The sequence below is a fragment of the Nocardia higoensis genome, assembly GCF_015477835.1.
Taxonomy (GTDB): Bacteria; Actinomycetota; Actinomycetes; order Mycobacteriales; family Mycobacteriaceae; genus Nocardia; species Nocardia higoensis_A.
Genome location: NZ_JADLQN010000001.1, coordinates 2723888 through 2740712 on the forward strand (window position 1 = coordinate 2723888; position 16825 = coordinate 2740712).

A 16825-nucleotide genomic window follows, 5' to 3' on the forward strand; every position below is an offset into this window, starting at 1 on the left:
CCAGCTATCCCACCGTCGCGATCGGCACCTGCGCCCGATCCACGCGGCCGTAACTCGTGGTGCGCTGACGTACCGGCCTGCCGATGCCTTCGGCGATCTCGGTGAGCTCGGCGACGGTCTTGGCCGATCCGTGCTGGGAACCCGCCATCCGGGAGATGGTCTCCTCCATCAGCGTCCCGCCCAGATCGTTCGCCCCGCCCTGCAACATCACCCTGGTGCCCGCGACGCCGAGCTTGACCCAGCTGGTCTGGATGTTGTCGATACGCCCGTGCAGCATGATGCGGGCCAGCGCGTGTGCGGCCCGGTTGTCGCGGATCGTCGGGCCGGGTCGCGCCGCGCCCGCCAGGTACAGCGGCGAACTCTGATGCACGAAGGGCAGCAGCACGAATTCGGTGAATCCGCCTGTCTCGTCCTGGATTCCGCGCAGCACGCGCAAGTGCCCCACCCAGTGCTTCGGGGTGTCCACGTGCCCGTACATCATGGTCGAACTGGACCGCAGCCCTACCTTGTGCGCGGTGGTCACGACCTCGATCCATGCCGAAGTGGGCAGTTTGCCCTTGGTGAGCACCCAGCGCACCTCGTCGTCGAGAATCTCCGCGGCGGTACCGGGAATGGTGTCCAGGCCGGCTTCCTTCAGCGCGGTGAGCCAGTCGGCGATGCTCTGGCCGCCGCGGGACGCGCCGTTGACGATCTCCATCGGACTGAAAGCGTGCACGTGCATGGAGGGCACGCGGGCCTTGACCGCCCTGACCAGATCGGCGTAACCGGTGACCGGCAGTTCGGGGTCGATGCCGCCCTGCATGCAGACCTCGGTCGCACCGTCGACATGAGCCTCCCAGGCACGGTCGGCGACTTCCCGCGCACTGAGGGTGAAGGCGTCGGCGTCGCCCTTGCGCTGGGCGAACGCGCAGAACCGGCAGCCGGTGTAGCAGATGTTGGTGAAATTGATGTTCCGGTTGACCACATAGGTCACCTCGTCGCCGACGGTGTCGCGGCGCAGTCGGTCGGCCAGCGCCGTCACCGCGTCCAGGTCGGCGCCCTCGGCGGTGGCCAGTGCGAGGTACTGCTCGTCCGACAGCGCCGCCGGGTCGCGTTCGGCGGCCCGCAGCGCGGCCGCCACATCGGAGTCCAACCGCTGCGGCGCCCCCACCGGCACGTCCGCCAGGCCGCGGGCGTGCTCGCGGATGGTGTCCCAGTCGCCGAACGCGCCGAACGCCTCACCGGAGCCGCCGAGCCCGGCATCGCTGCGGGTGTCGGTGTTGCGGCCCTCGGTGTCGATGGCGGTCTCGAGATCCACCCGCCCCGCCGACTCCCACGACTCGTCGGGCTCCTGCCACGGCAGGCCCACCGGCATCGCGTCGGGACGGGCCAGGCCGGTCGCCGGATCGGTGAGCGCGGCGACGTGGGCGCCGATGCGTGGATCGATCCACGGATTGCCCGCCCTGACGTACTTCGGGTGCGCGGAGGTGCGCTCGGCCAGGGTGAACCCGGCGGCCTCGGTGAGCTCGCGCAGCGTCTCCAGGTTCGGCCACGGCCGCTCCGGATTGACGTGGTCGGGAGTCACCGGGGAGACCCCGCCCCAGTCGTCGATGCCCGCCTCGATCAGGTCGCGGCACTCCTGCGCGGAGACCAGATTCGGCGGCGCCTGCACCGTCACGTCCGGCCCCATCAGCAGTCGGGTGACCGCGATGGCCGCGCGGAACTCCTCGAGTCCGGCGTCGGGCCGATCGCGCATGGGGGTGTCGTCCTTGGCCAGGAAGTTCTGCACGATCACTTCCTGGATGTGCCGGAATTCCTTGTGCAACTTGCGAATCGCCATGATCGACTCGGCCCGCTCGGTGACCGTCTCGCCGATGCCGATCAGGATGCCGGTGGTGTAGGGCACCGAGAGCCTGCCCGCATCGGTGATGGCGCGCAGTCGCACCGCCGGATCCTTGTCGGGACTGCCGTGGTGGCACTGCCCCTTCTCGGTGAACAACCGGGTGGAAGTGGTCTCGAGCATCATGCCCATCGACTGCGCGACCGGCTTGAGCCGCGCGATCTCCGCCCAGCTCATCACCCCGGGATTCAGATGCGGCAGCAGGCCGGTCTCCTCGAGCACCAGGATCGAGACGGCGCGCAAGTAGTCCAGGGTGGAGTCGTAGCCGCGTTCGTCGAGCCACTGCGCGGCCTCGGGCCACCGGTCCTCCGGTCGGTCGCCGAGGGTGAACAAGGCTTCCTTGCAGCCGAGTTCCGCACCGCGCCGGGCGATGTCGAGCACTTCGTCGGGTTCGAGGAACATGCCCTTGCCCTCGGCGCGCAGTTTGCCGGGAACGGTGACGAAGGTGCAGTAGTGGCACCGATCGCGACAGAGCCGGGTCAGCGGGATGAAGACATTGCGGGAATAGGTGAGGACACCGGAGCGACCGGCCGACTCCAGCCCGGCGTCGCGCACCCGCGCGGCACTGCGACACAGGTCGAGTAGGTCCTCGCCGCGCGCCTGCAACAGCACGGCGGCTTCGTCGACGTTGAGGCTCACCCCGTCCCTGGCCCGGCGCAGCGCCCGGCGCATGGCCGACGGCGAGGGCGGGGCGGGCGGAACGGTCGGGGTCGCTAGCTCGGTCACGCCCTCGATCATGCGCTAACCATCCTGGACTGTCTCCCTCCAGTGCGTCCGATCGAGCCTAGCGAGCCGGTCGACGGCCCGAGCGGCTGGTGGCCACGGGCGGCGCTCGCGAGACAGCGGACACAGTCTCGTCGTGAGCGTTCACAACCTCGCCCACGCCCGCGCTATTCCACGGCCGCGCATCGCCCCTCCCGAGTCGTCGTTCGACTTCGGGCACGGCGGACGTCCCGAGCGCGTGCGAGTATGGCGGACATGGCACAGCCGCGAACGATCCTCGCCGGGCCGGCCTGGCGGCCGAGCCCGAAGGCGAAACTGCTGTGGGCCCTGCAGACCGCGAGCGGGTGGGCCACGCTGTCGGTGGCGGTGATCGTGTGGGCGATGGTCGATTCCGGCCACCGCGGCTGGCAACTGCTCGCCGCGCTCGCGATCCTGGTGGCGGGTGCGATTTCCGTCGCGGTGGTGCCGTGGTGGCGTTACGCGGTGCACCGCTGGGAGATCACCGCCGAAGCCGTCTACACCCGGGTCGGCTGGCTGAGCCAGGAGAGCCGGGTCGCGCCGATCTCGCGAGTGCAGACGGTGGACATCGAACGCGGCCCGCTGGAGCGGTTGCTCGGGCTGGCGACGGTGACGGTGACGACCGCGTCCTCGGCGGGCGCGGTGACGATCACCGGTCTGGATCTGCCGGTGGCAGAGAAGACGGTGGCCGATCTCACCGAGATCGCTGCCCGGCATCGCGGAGACGCGACATGAGCGCGTCCGAGGAATCGGCCCCACCCCCGCCCGTCCCTCAGGACGCGCCCGCCGCGCCGGGCGCCTCCGGCGGTCCCCGTCCGCGGGGCGCGGCGGGCGCCGGCCCAGGTGAGCAGCGGCCGTGGGCCCGACTGGACCAGCGCATGTTGCTGGTGTATCCGGTGACCGAGGTCGTCAAGTTCATTCCGGTGCTGTTCGGCACGGTCCTGGTCGGCACGAGCAGCGGCAATCCGCTGTGGAGCGTGATCCCGCTGATCGCGATCGTCGGTTTCGCGCTGACCCGCTGGTTCACCACCACCTACCGGGTCGGCCCGACGCACGTCGAACTGCGCACCGGGCTGGTGCGGCGGCGCACCCTGTCGGTGCCGCGCAGCCGGATTCGCTCGGTCGACATCGAAGCCGATCTGCTGCACCGGATCCTGGGGCTGGCCGTGGTGGTGGTCGGTACCGGGCAGCAGGCCGAGAGCGGCGAGAAGTTCGAGCTCGACGCGTTGTCCGCGCAGGTCGCGCCGGTCCTGCGCGCCGAACTGCTCGCCCATACCGCGGGCGGCGATACCGCCGTGAGCCACGGCGGTATCGCGGCGCCGACCGGTGCGCATGGCCGGGAGATCGGGCACTGGCAGCCCGGCTGGGTCCGATACGCTCCGCTGTCGCTCACCGGTTTCGCGGTCATCGCCCCGCTGCTCGCGCTGCCCTTCCAATTCGGCCTCAGCGAGTTGTCCATCGATGCCGACACCCCGCGCTGGGTCGAGAACAATGTCGTCCTCGTGATCGGCCTCGCGGTGCTGATGTTCCTGCTCGCCGTCGTCGTCGTGGTCAGCATCGCCGCCTGCGGCCGCTACCTGGCCACCTACTTCGGCCTGCGCGTCGTCGACGACGGCCGCACCCTGCACCTGAGCCACGGGTTGTTCACGACCCGCCAGATCACTCTGGACCTGGCGCGCTTCCGCGGCGCCACGATCAACGAACCGCTGCTGCTGCGCCGCGCCGGAGCCGCCGAACTGGAAGCCATCATGGTCGGGGAGAACCCACGCCAGAAGATCCTTCCGCAGGCCCCGCGCGCCGCCGTCGAACGCACCCTCGGTGAACTGCTCGGCAGCAGGCAGCTCGCCTCGGCGAAGAACACCGCAGCACGCCCGGCGAAGTCCCGCACCGATCCGGTTGCCTCCGAAGCACTCCCGAGCGGCGCCGCCATCCCGGCCCGCCCCGACGCCCCACACCATCTCGACACGCCGACCGCCACCACCGGCTCGACCGTCGCCGAGCACTCCTCCCGGACGGACGACTCGGCCGCCACCGACGAGCAGGCCGGGCCGGAGGCGACCGCGCGAGCCGAGGTCGACGCCAGCGCCCACCTGTCGGCCCCGCTCACCCCGCACGGCCCCGTCGCACGCCGCAGACGCTGGGTCCGCGCAGTGCTGCCTGCCTGCGTTCCCGCCGTCGTCCTGGCTGTCCTGACGATCTCCGCGCAGTCTTACCCCCCTTGGCTGTGGCTGCCCGTCGTCGTCCTGATCGCGCCGGCCGTCCTGCTCGCCGAAGACCGGTACCGGGGCCTCGGCCACACCGTGCTCCCCGGCACGGCGCACGGCCCCGCCTGGCTCATCACCCGGTCCGGTTCCCTGGACCGCGATCGCGATTGTCTGGAGGCTCCCGGCATCATCGGATGGACGGTCCGCCAGACCTTCTGGCAGCGCCGTTCCGGCATCGCCACGGTGGTAGCCGCCACCGCCGCGGGCAAGAAGAGCTATCGCATCGTCGACGTTCCGCTCGAAAGGGCGTGGGAGATCATCGAAGACGCCACTCCGGGGGCTCTCGGCCACCGCTAGTCCTCCCGGCCGACCGTGCCGGCGTCCGCGGCCGGGCGCTCGAGTGCGCTGCCGTGCGCCTACGCCGCTATCGCCGTGTCGGTACCGGGGCCGGGGGCGCGACGGCAGTGTTCACGTTGAACGCGTACAGCAGGGGTGGGACCGTTCCGCAGACGAGCAGCAGCAGTGTGGGCCAGTCGCCCATGAGCAGCGTGTCGGAGCCGGGACCGGGGAAGGTGCACAACAGGAAGCCGAAAGCCCACGCGACCACGGGCAGCAGCGCGAGGCGCAGACTGTCGGTCAGCGTGCGCATCGCCGCGACCAGGGCGATGTTCAGGACGGCCGCGATCAGTGCCGTCACCGGAACCGGAATCGCTCCCGAGCCGAGCGGGGCGGCCAGCTGCCCGCCGGCGGCCTGTGCGAGATCGGCGGGCGCCGCGTCGGGCGTCCACGAACCGCCCACGTAGAAGGGCAGATACAGCACTTCGACGGCGACGCTGAACAGGGCCGCCGCGACGAGCGCCGCTATCGCGATCCCGCGACCCGCCGCGCCGAGCCGGGCTCGGGTCGCATCGTCGGTCGCATCGGCCTGCCGGTCCCGGATCTCCACGGCAGCGAGTCTAGGCGGACAGCGCGGCGAGCCCCGCGAACAGATCGTGCTCGCGGCCGTCCACTCCCACCGGACCGCGCTTGCCGCGCACCAGCACGAAGTGTTCCTCCGGCAGGACGGGCTGGGCGATGTCGTTGGAGAGGGCGAACTCCCGGCCCGACGGCGCGACGCTCACCTGGGTGGCGTGGGCGCGCAACGCGGCGCGTTTGGCCGAGAGCACCTCGGAGACATCGACGACGGTGGTGATGGTCTCGCTCTCCACACCCGCCAGTTCGCCGACGGCGGGCAGCCGCCAGCCCGCGGGCAACGCGCCCGGCAGGCCTTCGGCGGTGCGCCGGGCCAGCGATTCGGTGTGCAGGGCGAGCAGATGCAGGTCGGTGACGGTCCAGTACACCTTCGGCACGTCCCAGCCGAGCTCGGCGGCGGCCTCGACGGCCGCGGTGGTGATCTCGTGGGCGCGGACGTGATCGGGGTGCCCGTAGCCGCCGCGGGGGTCGTAGGTGATCACGACGCGGGGCCGCAGCTCGAGCAGCACCTCCACGAGCGCCTCGACCGCTTCCGGCCCGGAGTTCACGAACGCTCGCGGGTGCCGCGCCGAAGGGGAGTCGGCCATGCCGGAGTCGCGCCAGCGGCCCGCGCCGCCGAGAAACCGGGGCTCGCCCGCTCCGAGCGCGGCCAACGCGCCGGTCAGTTCCAGGATTCGATAGCCGCCGAGCTGGTCGGCCTGATCGGCGGTGAGCTGGGCCCACTGCTCGCCGATGACCTCGCCCTCCTCGCCGAGCGTGCAGGTCACCACGGTGACCGGAACGCCGCGGGAACGGTAGAGCGCGATGGTCCCGCCGGTGGTGATCGACTCGTCGTCGGGGTGGGCGTGCACGAGGAGCAGTCCACCGGTGGACACGGTCACGGGATCCTCCTCCACATTGCCGCATCACCGAAGATACCGACCGGGATGGCACCGCTCAACGACGCGCCGTCCACGTGCGGCCCGGCCGCCGCGACCAGGTTGTCCTGCACGATCGGCAGCACCGTCGACAGATTCCACAGCGCGGGCTCGGCCTCGGCCAGGGTCTTGGGCACGTCGATACCGCGCAGGGCGGCGTCGATCGCCGGCTGCAGGGCGACATCGCATATCCCGGAAAGATTGGCCGGTGCGCGCCGCGCCGCCTCGAGCGCCGCTTCGACCTCGCCGTCGGCGGCGGGCTCGGCGCTCGGCGGGCAGCCGTAACGGGAGGCGAGCACGTTCGCGGGATCGCCACCTGCCACTTCCCAGCCGACGATCGCGTCCACGTTGCCGTCCACCAACTCCTTGCCGTAGAGCTCGTCGGCGGGCAGCGCGCGCACGGTCGCGTCGATGCCCGCACTGCGCAACTGGTCGGCGGCGGTGTGGGCGACGGCCTGGGCGGTCGCGTCGTCGGTCACCGTTCCGATGCGCACCGTCAGCTTGCGACCGTTCTTCGCCAACGACCGCGGCTGCGGCGCGGGCGAGGTCGGCGACAACTCCTGCGGAGTCTCGGGAGCGCGGGCGAATCCGGCCTCGCCCAGCAGCGCGAAGGCTTCCTCGGCCGAGGGACGCGGCGGATCGGTGGGCACGTAGCCGCGGTCCGAGGGCGAGAGGATCTGCGCGCGCACCGGTTCCACCCAGCCCCCGGTCTGCGCGCCGACGGTGGCCAGCAGGGCCGGATCGAGCAGCGCGAGCACACCGCGCCGCACCCGCGGATCGACCAGATCCGCGCTGCGCCCGTTGAGGACCAGCCGCAACGTGCGCGACTGCGGCATGATCGCGGTACGCACCGAGGCGATCGCCCCCAGCTGCGCCTGGGTCGCGACACCGCCGTGCACCAACGCCATCTGCGCGTCGCCGGTGCGCAGTGAATCGGCCAGCTGGGCGGGAGTCCCGCCGCGTCGCAACAGGATCTGATCGGGGGCCGCCGGGGTGCCCCAGTAGCGGTCGTTGCGCTCCAGCAGGATCTCGTCGCGCCCCTGGTCCACCGATTTGATGGCGAAGTTGCCGCCGGAGACGGCGATGCCCTCGGCGAGCCCGTTGACGAACCCGCCCGGCTGGTCCTTGATCAGATGCGAGGGCAGCAGATTGGCGAACAGCTCTCGCCAGGCCGGATAGGGCCTGCTGAGCACCACGTTCACCGTCTTGCCGCCGCCGGAGGAGGTGACATCGGTGATCAGCCGGTAGGCCGCCGGATCGACCACGCCCGGCTGGCTGATCATCTGCTGCCACAGGAACCGGAAATCCTCGGCCGCGATCGGCGCGCCGTCGGACCAGTTGGCCTGATTGCGCAGCGTGTAGGTGATCGTGAACGGCTCCTGCGCGGTCACCTCGGCGGAGGTGATCAGCGCGGTGTCGGGCACCCACAGCGCCGCGCCCGGCGCCGCCGGATCGAGGACCGGACGGAACGGGCTCGGCAACACCATCGACGCGACCGCCGAAGCGGCGGGCGACTGATCGGCGCGCAGATGCGGATTGAATCCGACACCGACGTCGTCGATCGCCACCACGACGGTGTTCTTGCTCGGCCCCTCCGTCGTCGTCTTCGGAGAATCCGTGCTCTCGATGGGCGGCGGCGGGTTCGCGGTGCAGCCCGCGAGCACCGCGACCGACACCGCGGCCAGCAACTGGATGACGCGCACCGTCGCGCGCCGTCGGGCCCCCGGAATCACGCTGGGCACTCTACAGCGCGGCCCGGTCCCGTGCCTTCCGCCGCGACAGCTCGCGCGCCCGCTCGTTGGCGTTGAGCACGACCTTGCGCACCCGCACCACGTTCGGGCCGACCTCGACGCACTCGTCGCCCGCGCAGAACTCCAGGGCGCCTTCCAGATCCAGCACCAGCGGACGGGCCAGGGTCTCCAGCACGTCGCCGGTGGCGCTGCGCATATTGGTCAGCTTCTTCTCACGGGTGACATTGATGTCGAGATCCTCCGCACGCGGATTGATGCCGACGACCATGCCCTCGTAGGCCTCCGCGCCCGGCTCCACGAAGAAGGTGCCGCGATCGGCCAGCTGCAGCATCGCGTAGGCGGTGACATTGCCCGCGCGGTCGGACACCAGCGAGCCGGTGTGCCGGGTGCGGATCTCGCCCGCCCAGGGGGCGTAGCCGTGCGCGACGGCGTTGGCGATGCCGGTGCCGCGGGTCTCGGTGAGGAAGTCGGTGCGGAAACCGATCAGGCCGCGCGAGGGCACGATGAACTCCATGCGCACCCAGCCGTGCCCCTGGTTGGACATCTGCACCATCTTGCCCTTGCGGGCGGCCAGCAACTGGGTGACCGCGCCCAGGTGCTCCTCGGGCACGTCGATGGTCAGTTCCTCGAACGGCTCGTGCACCTTGCCGTCGACGGTCCTGGTGACCACCTGCGGCTTGCCGACGGTGAGCTCGAAGCCCTCCCGACGCATGGTCTCCACCAGGATCGCCAGCGCCAGCTCGCCGCGGCCCTGCACCTCCCAGGTGTCGGGGCGCTCAGTGTTGAGCACGCGCAGCGAGACGTTGCCGATCAGTTCCTGATCCAAGCGCGCCTTGAGCATGCGGGCGGTCAGCTTGGTGCCGCCGTTGCGGCCGGCCAGCGGCGAGGTGTTGATGCCGACGGTGACCGAGATGGCGGGCTCGTCGACGGTGATGCGCGGCAGCGCCACCGGGTTCTCCGGGTCGGCCAGGGTGTCGCCGATCATGATCTCCGGGATGCCCGCGACCGCGACGATGTCGCCCGCGACGGCTTCCTCGGCCGGGTTGCGCTCCACGCCGACGGTGGCCAGCAGCTCGGTGATCTTGACGGTCTTGGTGCCCTCGGCGCTCATCCACGCCACGTTCTGGCCCTTGCGCAGGGTGCCGTTGTGGATGCGGACGAGCGCGAGACGACCGAGGAACGGGGAGGCGTCGAGGTTGGTGACGTGCGCCTGCAGTTCGGCCGCCGCGTCACCCTTGGGCGCGGGGACGCATTTCAGCAGCACGTCGAACAGCGCGTCCAGGTTCGGCGCGTCGGGCGCGTTGCCGTTCTCGGGCTGCTCGGTGGAGGCCTTGCCCTCGCGGCCGGAGGCGTAGAGGACCGGCAGGTCGAGCGCGAGTTCGGCGGCCTCGGCGGCCTCGTCGTCGAGGTCGGAGGCCAGGTCCAGCAACAGATCGTGGCTCTCTTCGACGACCTCGGCGATACGGGCGTCGGGCCGGTCGGTCTTGTTGACCACCAGGATCACCGGCAGCGAGGCGGCCAGCGCCTTGCGCAGCACGAACCTGGTCTGCGGCAGCGGGCCCTCCGAGGCGTCCACGAGCAGGACGACGCCGTCGACCATCGACAGGCCGCGCTCGACCTCACCGCCGAAGTCGGCGTGGCCGGGGGTGTCGATGACATTGATGACGGTCACCGACCCGTCCAGGTGATGACGGTGCACGGCGGTGTTCTTGGCGAGAATGGTGATGCCCTTCTCGCGCTCGAGATCCCCGGAGTCCATGACGCGGTCCACCGGTTCGGCCCGTTCGGCGAAAGCGCCGGACTGACGGAGCATGGCGTCGACCAGTGTCGTCTTGCCGTGGTCTACGTGCGCCACGATGGCGACGTTGCGAAAATCGCGTGCAGACGACACGCTGAATCCTCCTGCTGATAGGTATGGGTGCCGACACCTGAGAACAGATGGAGAATCGAATCCACCGGGCGTCGCGGCCGACTACACACACTACCGGCAAGTCGTCACTTCATATGCTTCAGCCACCGGTTAGGTTATGCTAACCAACATGGGCAAAGTCAAGGCGAAGAAGGTTTCGAGCCTGAAACCCAAGAAGAAGTGCTGCCGCAAGAAGACGCGATGCGTGAAGTGCCCGGTCGTCGTCATGCGGATGAAGAAAGCCGAGGCCGCGGGGCTACACGGCAAGGATCTGAAGAAGGCGCTCGAGCGGGCCCGCGCGGCCTGAACCTGGAATTTCCCTGTGTCGCGAGATCATTCGGCCCGCTTCGGGTAGTACCGGGAGATGACCGCAGAACTGCTTCCCGAAGATCGCATCGCCGACGCCATGACCGGCCTGCCCGACTGGTCACGCGCGGACGCGCAGATCTCGCGCACCGTCACCGCCGCTTCCTTCCCCGCCGCCATCGAACTCGTGCGCCGCGTCGCCGACGCGGCCGAACGTGCGAATCATCACCCCGATATCGATATCCGCTGGCGAAAAGTCACCTTCACCTTGTCGACGCATTCCGCGGGCGGCCTGACCGCCGCGGACTTCGCCCTGGCCGAGCAGATCGACGTACTCGCCGACGCGACCGCCGGTTCGGACGCCTGACAGTTCAGGACACCCCGGCACGCTCGGTCGCCGGGATCGCCGCGCGTGCCCGCCTGCCCGAGACGATCACCCAGACGAGCAACGCCAGCACGCCCACCACATTCACCGCACCCAGCCAGGACAACACGCCCGGCCGGGAGATCTCCCAGATCGTCGGCTGGAAGAACGACAGCACCCATGGCACCCCGATCAGGGTGGTCACCAGCCAATAGCCCGCGAGCACGCGCGCGCCGGGCGCCTCGCGCAGCGGTCCGTAGAGCAGCCACAACACCAGCGGCAGCAACCACACCCAGTGATGCGACCAGGAGATCGGCGAGACCATCAGGCCGAACACCTGTACCAGCAACAGCGTGCCCAGCCGGTCGTCCGGGCCGAGGCAGCGCCAGGCCGCGATCGCCAGCGCCGCGACCACCAGGACCGCGCAGATCCAGACCGGTCCGGTCTCCACGTCGTAGCCGAGGATGCGGCTGAGCGTTCCGCGCAGTGACTGATTCCACACCGAACCCACCGGCCCGATCCGGTCCGCGTCGCCGAGCAGGGTGCCGAAATAGCGGCGCGCCTCGTGGCCGTTGAGCAGGTAGCTGATACCGACCGTCAGGCCGAACGCCACCGCCGCGAACACCGCCGCTCCCCACCGGCGCCGCGCCAGGAAGTACAGCCCGGTGATCGCCGGCGTCAGCTTGATGCCGGCGATCACGCCGACCAGGCCACCGGATATCCACCATCGCGAACTGCGCACCGCGAGCATGGCGCCGAGCACAAGGAAGACGTTGACCTGCCCGTAGTCGATGGTCGTCCGGACCGGCTCCAGCCACACACCCACCGCCGTCCAGGCGATCGGGGTCACCCGCCACGCCGGCTCCCGCAACCGCTCGCGGCCGAGAATCATCTCCAGGGTGATCCACACCACGCCGTAGAGCGCCGCCACGGTCGCCAGTAGCCATCCGATGGCCACCGTGGTGAACGGCAGGAAATGCAGCGGATAGAAGACGAACGCGGCGAAGGGCGGATAGGTGAACGGCAGCGGGAAGTCCGGCGTCTTCTCGGCATAGGTGAAGTCGTAGAGGCGATCGGTGCCCACCGAGGCCGAGCCGTCGACGTAGACGTGCAGATCGACCAGGTTCATCCCGTTGTCGGACAACAGCATCCACAACATCCGGGCGAGGACGGACAGCCCCAGTGCCAGCGCCGCCCATCGCCATCGGGTAGCGGCCGGACGTCCGTCCGTCCGAGCGCTCTCTCGGTTCAAATCGCAGGCTTTCGGGGTGTGAGGTCAGGTCGCGAAGGTATTTCCGCTGTTCGGCGCACGCGAGCCGAAGGTGCTGACTAGATTAACCGGAGATCACCAGGCCCCCGGCGTGGCCTATCCCCTTGCTCTTGACCACAGCGGTAACATTTGCATCACTGTTCACTCCAGTAACGCCGAAACAAACTACTCTCCGGTAACACTGATCGTCCACGACAGAAACTCCGGAGCGCGGCGGCTGTACAAGCCGGTACCGATGTACTTAGAGTGACCCGGAAAACAACGGGCCCGCGCCCGTTGCACCAGATGTACCCGAGGTAAGGACGGCAAGACCAGTGCTTCGCACCCGAGGATCGCGGATCGCCATGACCGCACTCGCCCTGGCGGCGAGCGCTTCGCTCGCCCTGCCGGCCGCAGTAGCCGCGCCGGACACCGCCCCTGCCGCGGCCAACAACAGCGTTCCGATGGTGCCCGAGGGCGTCCCGGTCGACGCGATCGCCGCGCTGACCCCCGCCATCGTCGGCGCCATCGCGGGCCCGGCCGATATCGCCGAGGGCCCGCAGGCCGCGATTCTGGCGCAGGCCCGTGCGCTGCTCGCCACGCTGAACCTGCCGCCGCAGATCAAGTCGACACTGGAGCGGATCATCACGTTCCTCGACGGCAGCGGCGGCGGCGGCCCCGAGATCCCCGAGGACGGCCCGGTCATCGCGCAGTTCCTGTACCCGAGCATCGGGAAGGGCTGCATCAGCGATTCCGGCGATTCGATCGGCACCGCGCTGGCTGTGCCCGGCCCCGCCGAGCTGCCCCCGCCCGGACCGCAGGCGGGCCAGACCGGCTTCGTGTTCACCGCGCTGGGCACCAAGTCGCCGACTGCCGAGCAGAACCCGCCGCTCACCGTGCAGTGGCTCAACCTCGACACCCGTCAGTCCGGGGTCGCCCAGCTGACCGACGAGGCCAAGATCAACCCGGACGGCCCGGCGACCCTGTCGGCGATCGTCGACACCGGCCGCGGCCGGATCGCCGCGGTGGTCGGCGGTTCGCTGACCACGCAGGCCGAGGGCGCCGAGCCGCGGACCTGCTCGTTCCTGCCGATCGTCGGGTTCTTCACCGCCTGAGTCGAATTCACGCGAAGCCCGGCCGCCGGATCACCGGCGGCCGGGCTTCGTCGTTCGCCGACCGGCTCACCTCGGACCCCCGGCTTGCCGTGGCTCGGCGCGGCCCGTTCGGTGTCGCTTCCACGTCCAGGCGATCTCACATCGGTTCGCGTCGAAACGATTGACCGCGCCTCGACCGTGGTAGACCGGGGGCATGGTGACCAGCGACCTCACGACACAACTCCCGCGCTCGATCAGGAGCAGGCGTTCGCGCCGGTCGATCCTGTCCATCCGGTCGGAAGGCTCGATCCTGTCGATCGGCTCGGCGTATTCCATTCTGTCCATCGGCAGCGTCGGCTCGGTGCTGTCGATCGGCTCGGTGGGTTCGTTCGGGTCGATCATCTCGACCGGATCGTTGGCCAGTCTCGCCTCGGCGTTCTCGGGTCTGTCGCGCTGGTCGCTGTTCTCCTGGCGCGGCGATCACCAAACTCCCGACGACCGGCCCTGCCTGCGCGTCGTCCCCGACGACGAACCGGAGATGCGGCTCACGCCCGCCTCCCATAGCCAGACGTAGGGCTCTACCACTGCCCGTATTCGGGCTTCAGGATCGCGTTGAGGTCGACCCCGATGCCGTCCACGGCCCGCTTGTCGATCTCGAACTGGTGCAGATGGGCACCGGGGTGCACGAACCCCTTCGGGGTGCCCCAGTTGTGCTGCCAATACCACGCGCCCAATCCCGCCACGCGGGCCAGTTCGATGGTGGGCGCGTTGGCGTAGACACCGACATTCTCGCGGCCGAGCACCGCGTGCCAGCCCAACAGGTACGGCGCGATCATGGCGGCGAACTCGACCGGGGTCGGATTGTCGTCGATCGAGGCGTAGATGGGCCGGTCGGCCGGACCGCCCGCGGCCAGGTGCAGTTCCAGACCGCGTTCGGCGTGCCGTTTGCCCGCCTCCATACCGCCGCGCCAGTCGGCAGTGGCGGCCTTGCCGTACTGGTAGCAGGAAACGATGCTCAGGCCGTGCGCTCGCAGGTCCTCGACCTCGGTCGCCAGCAAGGGCTTGCCCGCCATCCATTCCGCACCGGGCCGTCGGTCGGAGACATAGCGGATGACGCCGACGTGCCCGGCGGCTTTGATCCGCGCGGCGGACGGCACGCCGGCGGCGTAGTCGAGCAGGGTGCCGTGGCCGGGGTCCGCGGCGGCGGACCCGGCCGAGACCGTCATGCCGAGAGTCGCCGCGGCAGCGGCGCACACCGTCGCCGCGGCGGAGGTGTGGGTGAGAAAGCTACGACGGGACAGATCTGGAGAACGCATCGTCGACTCCTTCGACCGAACCCCCGACCGATTGGGTACAAGCAAGCCCGGCGCGCCTTCCCCAGATCCGTTCACGCGCCGGGAGCCTCGAACGTGGACTCATTCCACCACATTCCCACTGGGCATGCCAGACCTCAGGAACAACACCAACCCCATAGGAAACAGCGTCGAAGCGCGCGTGACGCCGATGCCCGGCTCAGACGAGACGGTCGATGCGGGCGCCGACGTCGATGATCCTGCCCTCGCCGCGGGCTATCTCCCGCTGCACGACCCCGAGCACCCGGTTCAGCACCTGCTTCCTGATCCCGGCCAATGCGCCGAAAGCCGCCGCGCGCATGCCCTCGGCCTCGAGCTGCAACCGCAGTTCCTCCGGCCGGGGTGGGAACGGATCGATCACGACCCACAGTGGTTCGGCTGCGCGTGCGGTGAGCAACAGCGGGATCTCGACCTCGGCACGATAGCGATTGGACCCGAGCGCCCGCACCGTGATGTCCAAGGCGACCGGAAGCACCAGCTCGAACCGGTGATACCCGTCGTGCGGATCGGCCGGTTCGCGCTGGGCCAGCAACGGGGTGCCGATCGCGCCGCGCACGGTGACAGTCGCGCGGTCCCCCGGTCCCGTTCGCAGCGGGCCGACCTCGACAGGACGACCTGCCATCCGGTCGATCACCTCACCGATGCGCCGCGTGGTGACGATCCGCTCGAAGAAGCGACGACCGAACTCGCCGTAGTCGATCCACTCGAACCGCTCGGGCACCGGGCCGCGCGCGCGGCGGCCGTCGACCAAGGCCTCGAGATCGAAGATCCGGGCGCGACGGGCACGCGGCTCGGCGAGCATCGCGTTGACCCGCTGGGCCACCTCGCGTTTCACCCAGCCCGCGATCGGTTCGAGCAACCACTCCCCCGCGGCGTCCACCGCGGACGCCCGGAGCAGGAAACCGACGTTCTCCGCCGCGATGGGCGGGATGTCGATGACGATGAGCACCGGTTCGGCGGTGCGGGCGTGCAGGGTCAGATCGATATCGAGGAGGGCCTCCAGCCGCAACGTCTTGCCGCCGAGCAGAACCTTCACCGCCAGGGTGACCGGCACGCTCACGTGGAAGACGACGGCCTCGTCGTGGCGCGAGACCCGGGGCGTGCCCACCTTGCCCTCGGCGAGGAATCCGGCGATACCCGCCGGAGCCAGATTGACCGGGCCGACGGTGACACCCTGTCCGACCATGCCGGAGACCGCCGCGATGATGCGTTGCTCGGTCACCGCGTGCGCGACGAAGCGTTCACCGAACTCGGCGTAGCCGATCCAGTTCGGCCCCTCCTGGCTCTCCACACTGTGCTGCATGAGCTCTACCGCCAACCCTCACCTCCGCACGGACATCCGACACGCTACGCGACGAGGGTTGCGCGGGCGCGACGGCAGCGTACGCATCGGGCGGGCCCTGTCCTGCCGATGAGGGGCGAGCAGGACAGGGCCCTTGTCGACAGCGCTGCCGGGCACTGTCGTCTTCCATAGTAGAGGCGAGCCGAGTTCCTCAGAATCGCCCGTAGCCGACGACATCAGCCACGTCCGCGAGCCGGAACCGATGAATGCGCACCTGGTCGAATTCGTTGCCGCCGATCGTGGTGACCGCCCCGTCGCCTGCGGCGAGTACGAGATTGGTGTGGTGACCGAACGGACTGTCCGGCCCATAGAGCAGCACGTCGCCGGTCCGTGGCTGATAGCCCGCCCCGGCGGGCACGAACCGGTCCACACTCTCGTAGTACTCCTGCAGCGTGTAGACCCCGGGTATCCGCCAGGAGCCGGAGTGCGGATTCGACAGCGGCCGACCCGCCTCCCGCATCGTCCAGCTGACGAAATCGGCGCACCATGCCTCGACCTGGCCTTCGGCGTAGTCGGGGCCGCTGCCCGGGTCGGCGAATTCACGTCGCAGGACCGCCACCAGGGTGCGCTGCTCCGCGTCCAGCACCGATGGATCCAGCTCCGGAAACGACGTGAGCCGCTCCCCGACCAGGGCGCCACCGCCCGAGGACTCCTGCCACCACCGCACCCCGAGCACCGCGGCCACCGCCACGACCACCGCCAGCGCCGCGACACCCAGCCACAGCCGCGCCCTCGTCACCCGCAT

At 69.9% G+C, this 16825-nt stretch carries 15 protein-coding genes; 6 read left to right on the forward strand and 9 right to left on the reverse strand.

What is annotated here, in order from left to right:
- Positions 1-4: 4 nt before the first annotated feature.
- Positions 5-2617, reverse strand: coding sequence for a bifunctional FO biosynthesis protein CofGH (locus IU449_RS12330; protein WP_195001926.1), 2613 nt, complete (start codon positions 2615-2617; stop codon positions 5-7).
- A gap of 240 nt (positions 2618-2857) precedes the next feature.
- On the opposite strand from IU449_RS12330, the gene IU449_RS12335 reads away from it, so the two are divergent.
- Positions 2858-3355, forward strand: coding sequence for a PH domain-containing protein (locus tag IU449_RS12335; protein ID WP_195001927.1), 498 nt, complete (start codon positions 2858-2860; stop codon positions 3353-3355).
- Positions 3352-5181: a PH domain-containing protein gene (locus tag IU449_RS12340; protein WP_228803939.1), complete on the forward strand. Its 1830-nt coding sequence runs from the start codon at positions 3352-3354 to the stop codon at positions 5179-5181. Before IU449_RS12335 ends, IU449_RS12340 begins: the two co-directional genes overlap by 4 nt.
- A gap of 67 nt (positions 5182-5248) precedes the next feature.
- Here the strand turns inward: IU449_RS12340 and IU449_RS12345 are convergent, their stop codons facing one another.
- The 4 genes from IU449_RS12345 to typA are packed head-to-tail and all read right to left on the reverse strand — an operon-like array spanning position 5249 to position 10355.
- The gene (locus IU449_RS12345; protein ID WP_195001928.1) at positions 5249-5770 is read right to left on the reverse strand and encodes a hypothetical protein; all 522 of its coding nucleotides are present in this window, start codon (positions 5768-5770) and stop codon (positions 5249-5251) included.
- A 10-nt stretch (positions 5771-5780) separates the two neighbouring features.
- Complete coding sequence (gene mshB, locus IU449_RS12350; protein WP_195001929.1) at positions 5781-6677, reverse strand: N-acetyl-1-D-myo-inositol-2-amino-2-deoxy-alpha-D-glucopyranoside deacetylase; 897 nt, start codon at positions 6675-6677, stop codon at positions 5781-5783.
- Positions 6674-8446 (reverse strand): ABC transporter family substrate-binding protein, encoded by a 1773-nt coding sequence (locus tag IU449_RS12355; RefSeq protein WP_416382137.1) that lies wholly within the window; start codon positions 8444-8446, stop codon positions 6674-6676. The genes mshB and IU449_RS12355 overlap by 4 nt, the downstream gene beginning before the upstream one ends.
- A gap of 10 nt (positions 8447-8456) precedes the next feature.
- Entirely contained in the window at positions 8457-10355 is a 1899-nt protein-coding gene (gene typA / locus IU449_RS12360) for a translational GTPase TypA (protein WP_195001930.1), read from the reverse strand.
- A gap of 148 nt (positions 10356-10503) precedes the next feature.
- Here typA and IU449_RS12365 point away from each other — a divergent pair, with 148 nt between their 5' ends.
- Both IU449_RS12365 and IU449_RS12370 read left to right on the forward strand, forming a co-directional pair.
- Positions 10504-10680 carry a hypothetical protein gene (locus IU449_RS12365; RefSeq protein WP_195001931.1) on the forward strand — a complete coding sequence of 59 codons (177 nt, stop codon included), beginning with the start codon at positions 10504-10506 and terminating at the stop codon, positions 10678-10680.
- A gap of 57 nt (positions 10681-10737) precedes the next feature.
- A complete protein-coding gene (locus tag IU449_RS12370) occupies positions 10738-11046 on the forward strand; it encodes a 4a-hydroxytetrahydrobiopterin dehydratase (RefSeq protein WP_195001932.1) in 309 nt (102 codons plus the stop codon).
- 4 nt (positions 11047-11050) lie between these two features.
- On the opposite strand, the gene IU449_RS12375 is transcribed toward IU449_RS12370, so the two are convergent.
- On the reverse strand, positions 11051-12295 hold the full coding sequence (locus IU449_RS12375) for a mannosyltransferase (RefSeq protein WP_195001933.1): 1245 nt from the start codon (positions 12293-12295) through the stop codon (positions 11051-11053).
- Positions 12296-12657: 362 nt separating this feature from the next.
- Between IU449_RS12375 and IU449_RS12380 the strand changes: the two genes are divergently transcribed.
- Both IU449_RS12380 and IU449_RS12385 read left to right on the forward strand, forming a co-directional pair.
- Positions 12658-13407, forward strand: a complete 750-nt coding sequence (locus IU449_RS12380; protein ID WP_228803940.1) for a hypothetical protein — start codon at positions 12658-12660, stop codon at positions 13405-13407.
- Between the two features lie 193 nt (positions 13408-13600).
- Positions 13601-13960 (forward strand): hypothetical protein, encoded by a 360-nt coding sequence (locus tag IU449_RS12385; protein ID WP_195001935.1) that lies wholly within the window; start codon positions 13601-13603, stop codon positions 13958-13960.
- 4 nt (positions 13961-13964) lie between these two features.
- On the opposite strand, the gene IU449_RS12390 is transcribed toward IU449_RS12385, so the two are convergent.
- The 3 genes from IU449_RS12390 to IU449_RS12400 form a co-directional block, all read right to left on the reverse strand.
- Positions 13965-14702: a DUF1906 domain-containing protein gene (locus IU449_RS12390; protein ID WP_195001936.1), complete on the reverse strand. Its 738-nt coding sequence runs from the start codon at positions 14700-14702 to the stop codon at positions 13965-13967.
- A gap of 196 nt (positions 14703-14898) precedes the next feature.
- Positions 14899-16041, reverse strand: a complete 1143-nt coding sequence (locus tag IU449_RS12395) for a hypothetical protein (protein ID WP_195001937.1) — start codon at positions 16039-16041, stop codon at positions 14899-14901.
- A 190-nt stretch (positions 16042-16231) separates the two neighbouring features.
- Positions 16232-16825 (reverse strand): CHAP domain-containing protein, encoded by a 594-nt coding sequence (locus IU449_RS12400; protein WP_195001938.1) that lies wholly within the window; start codon positions 16823-16825, stop codon positions 16232-16234.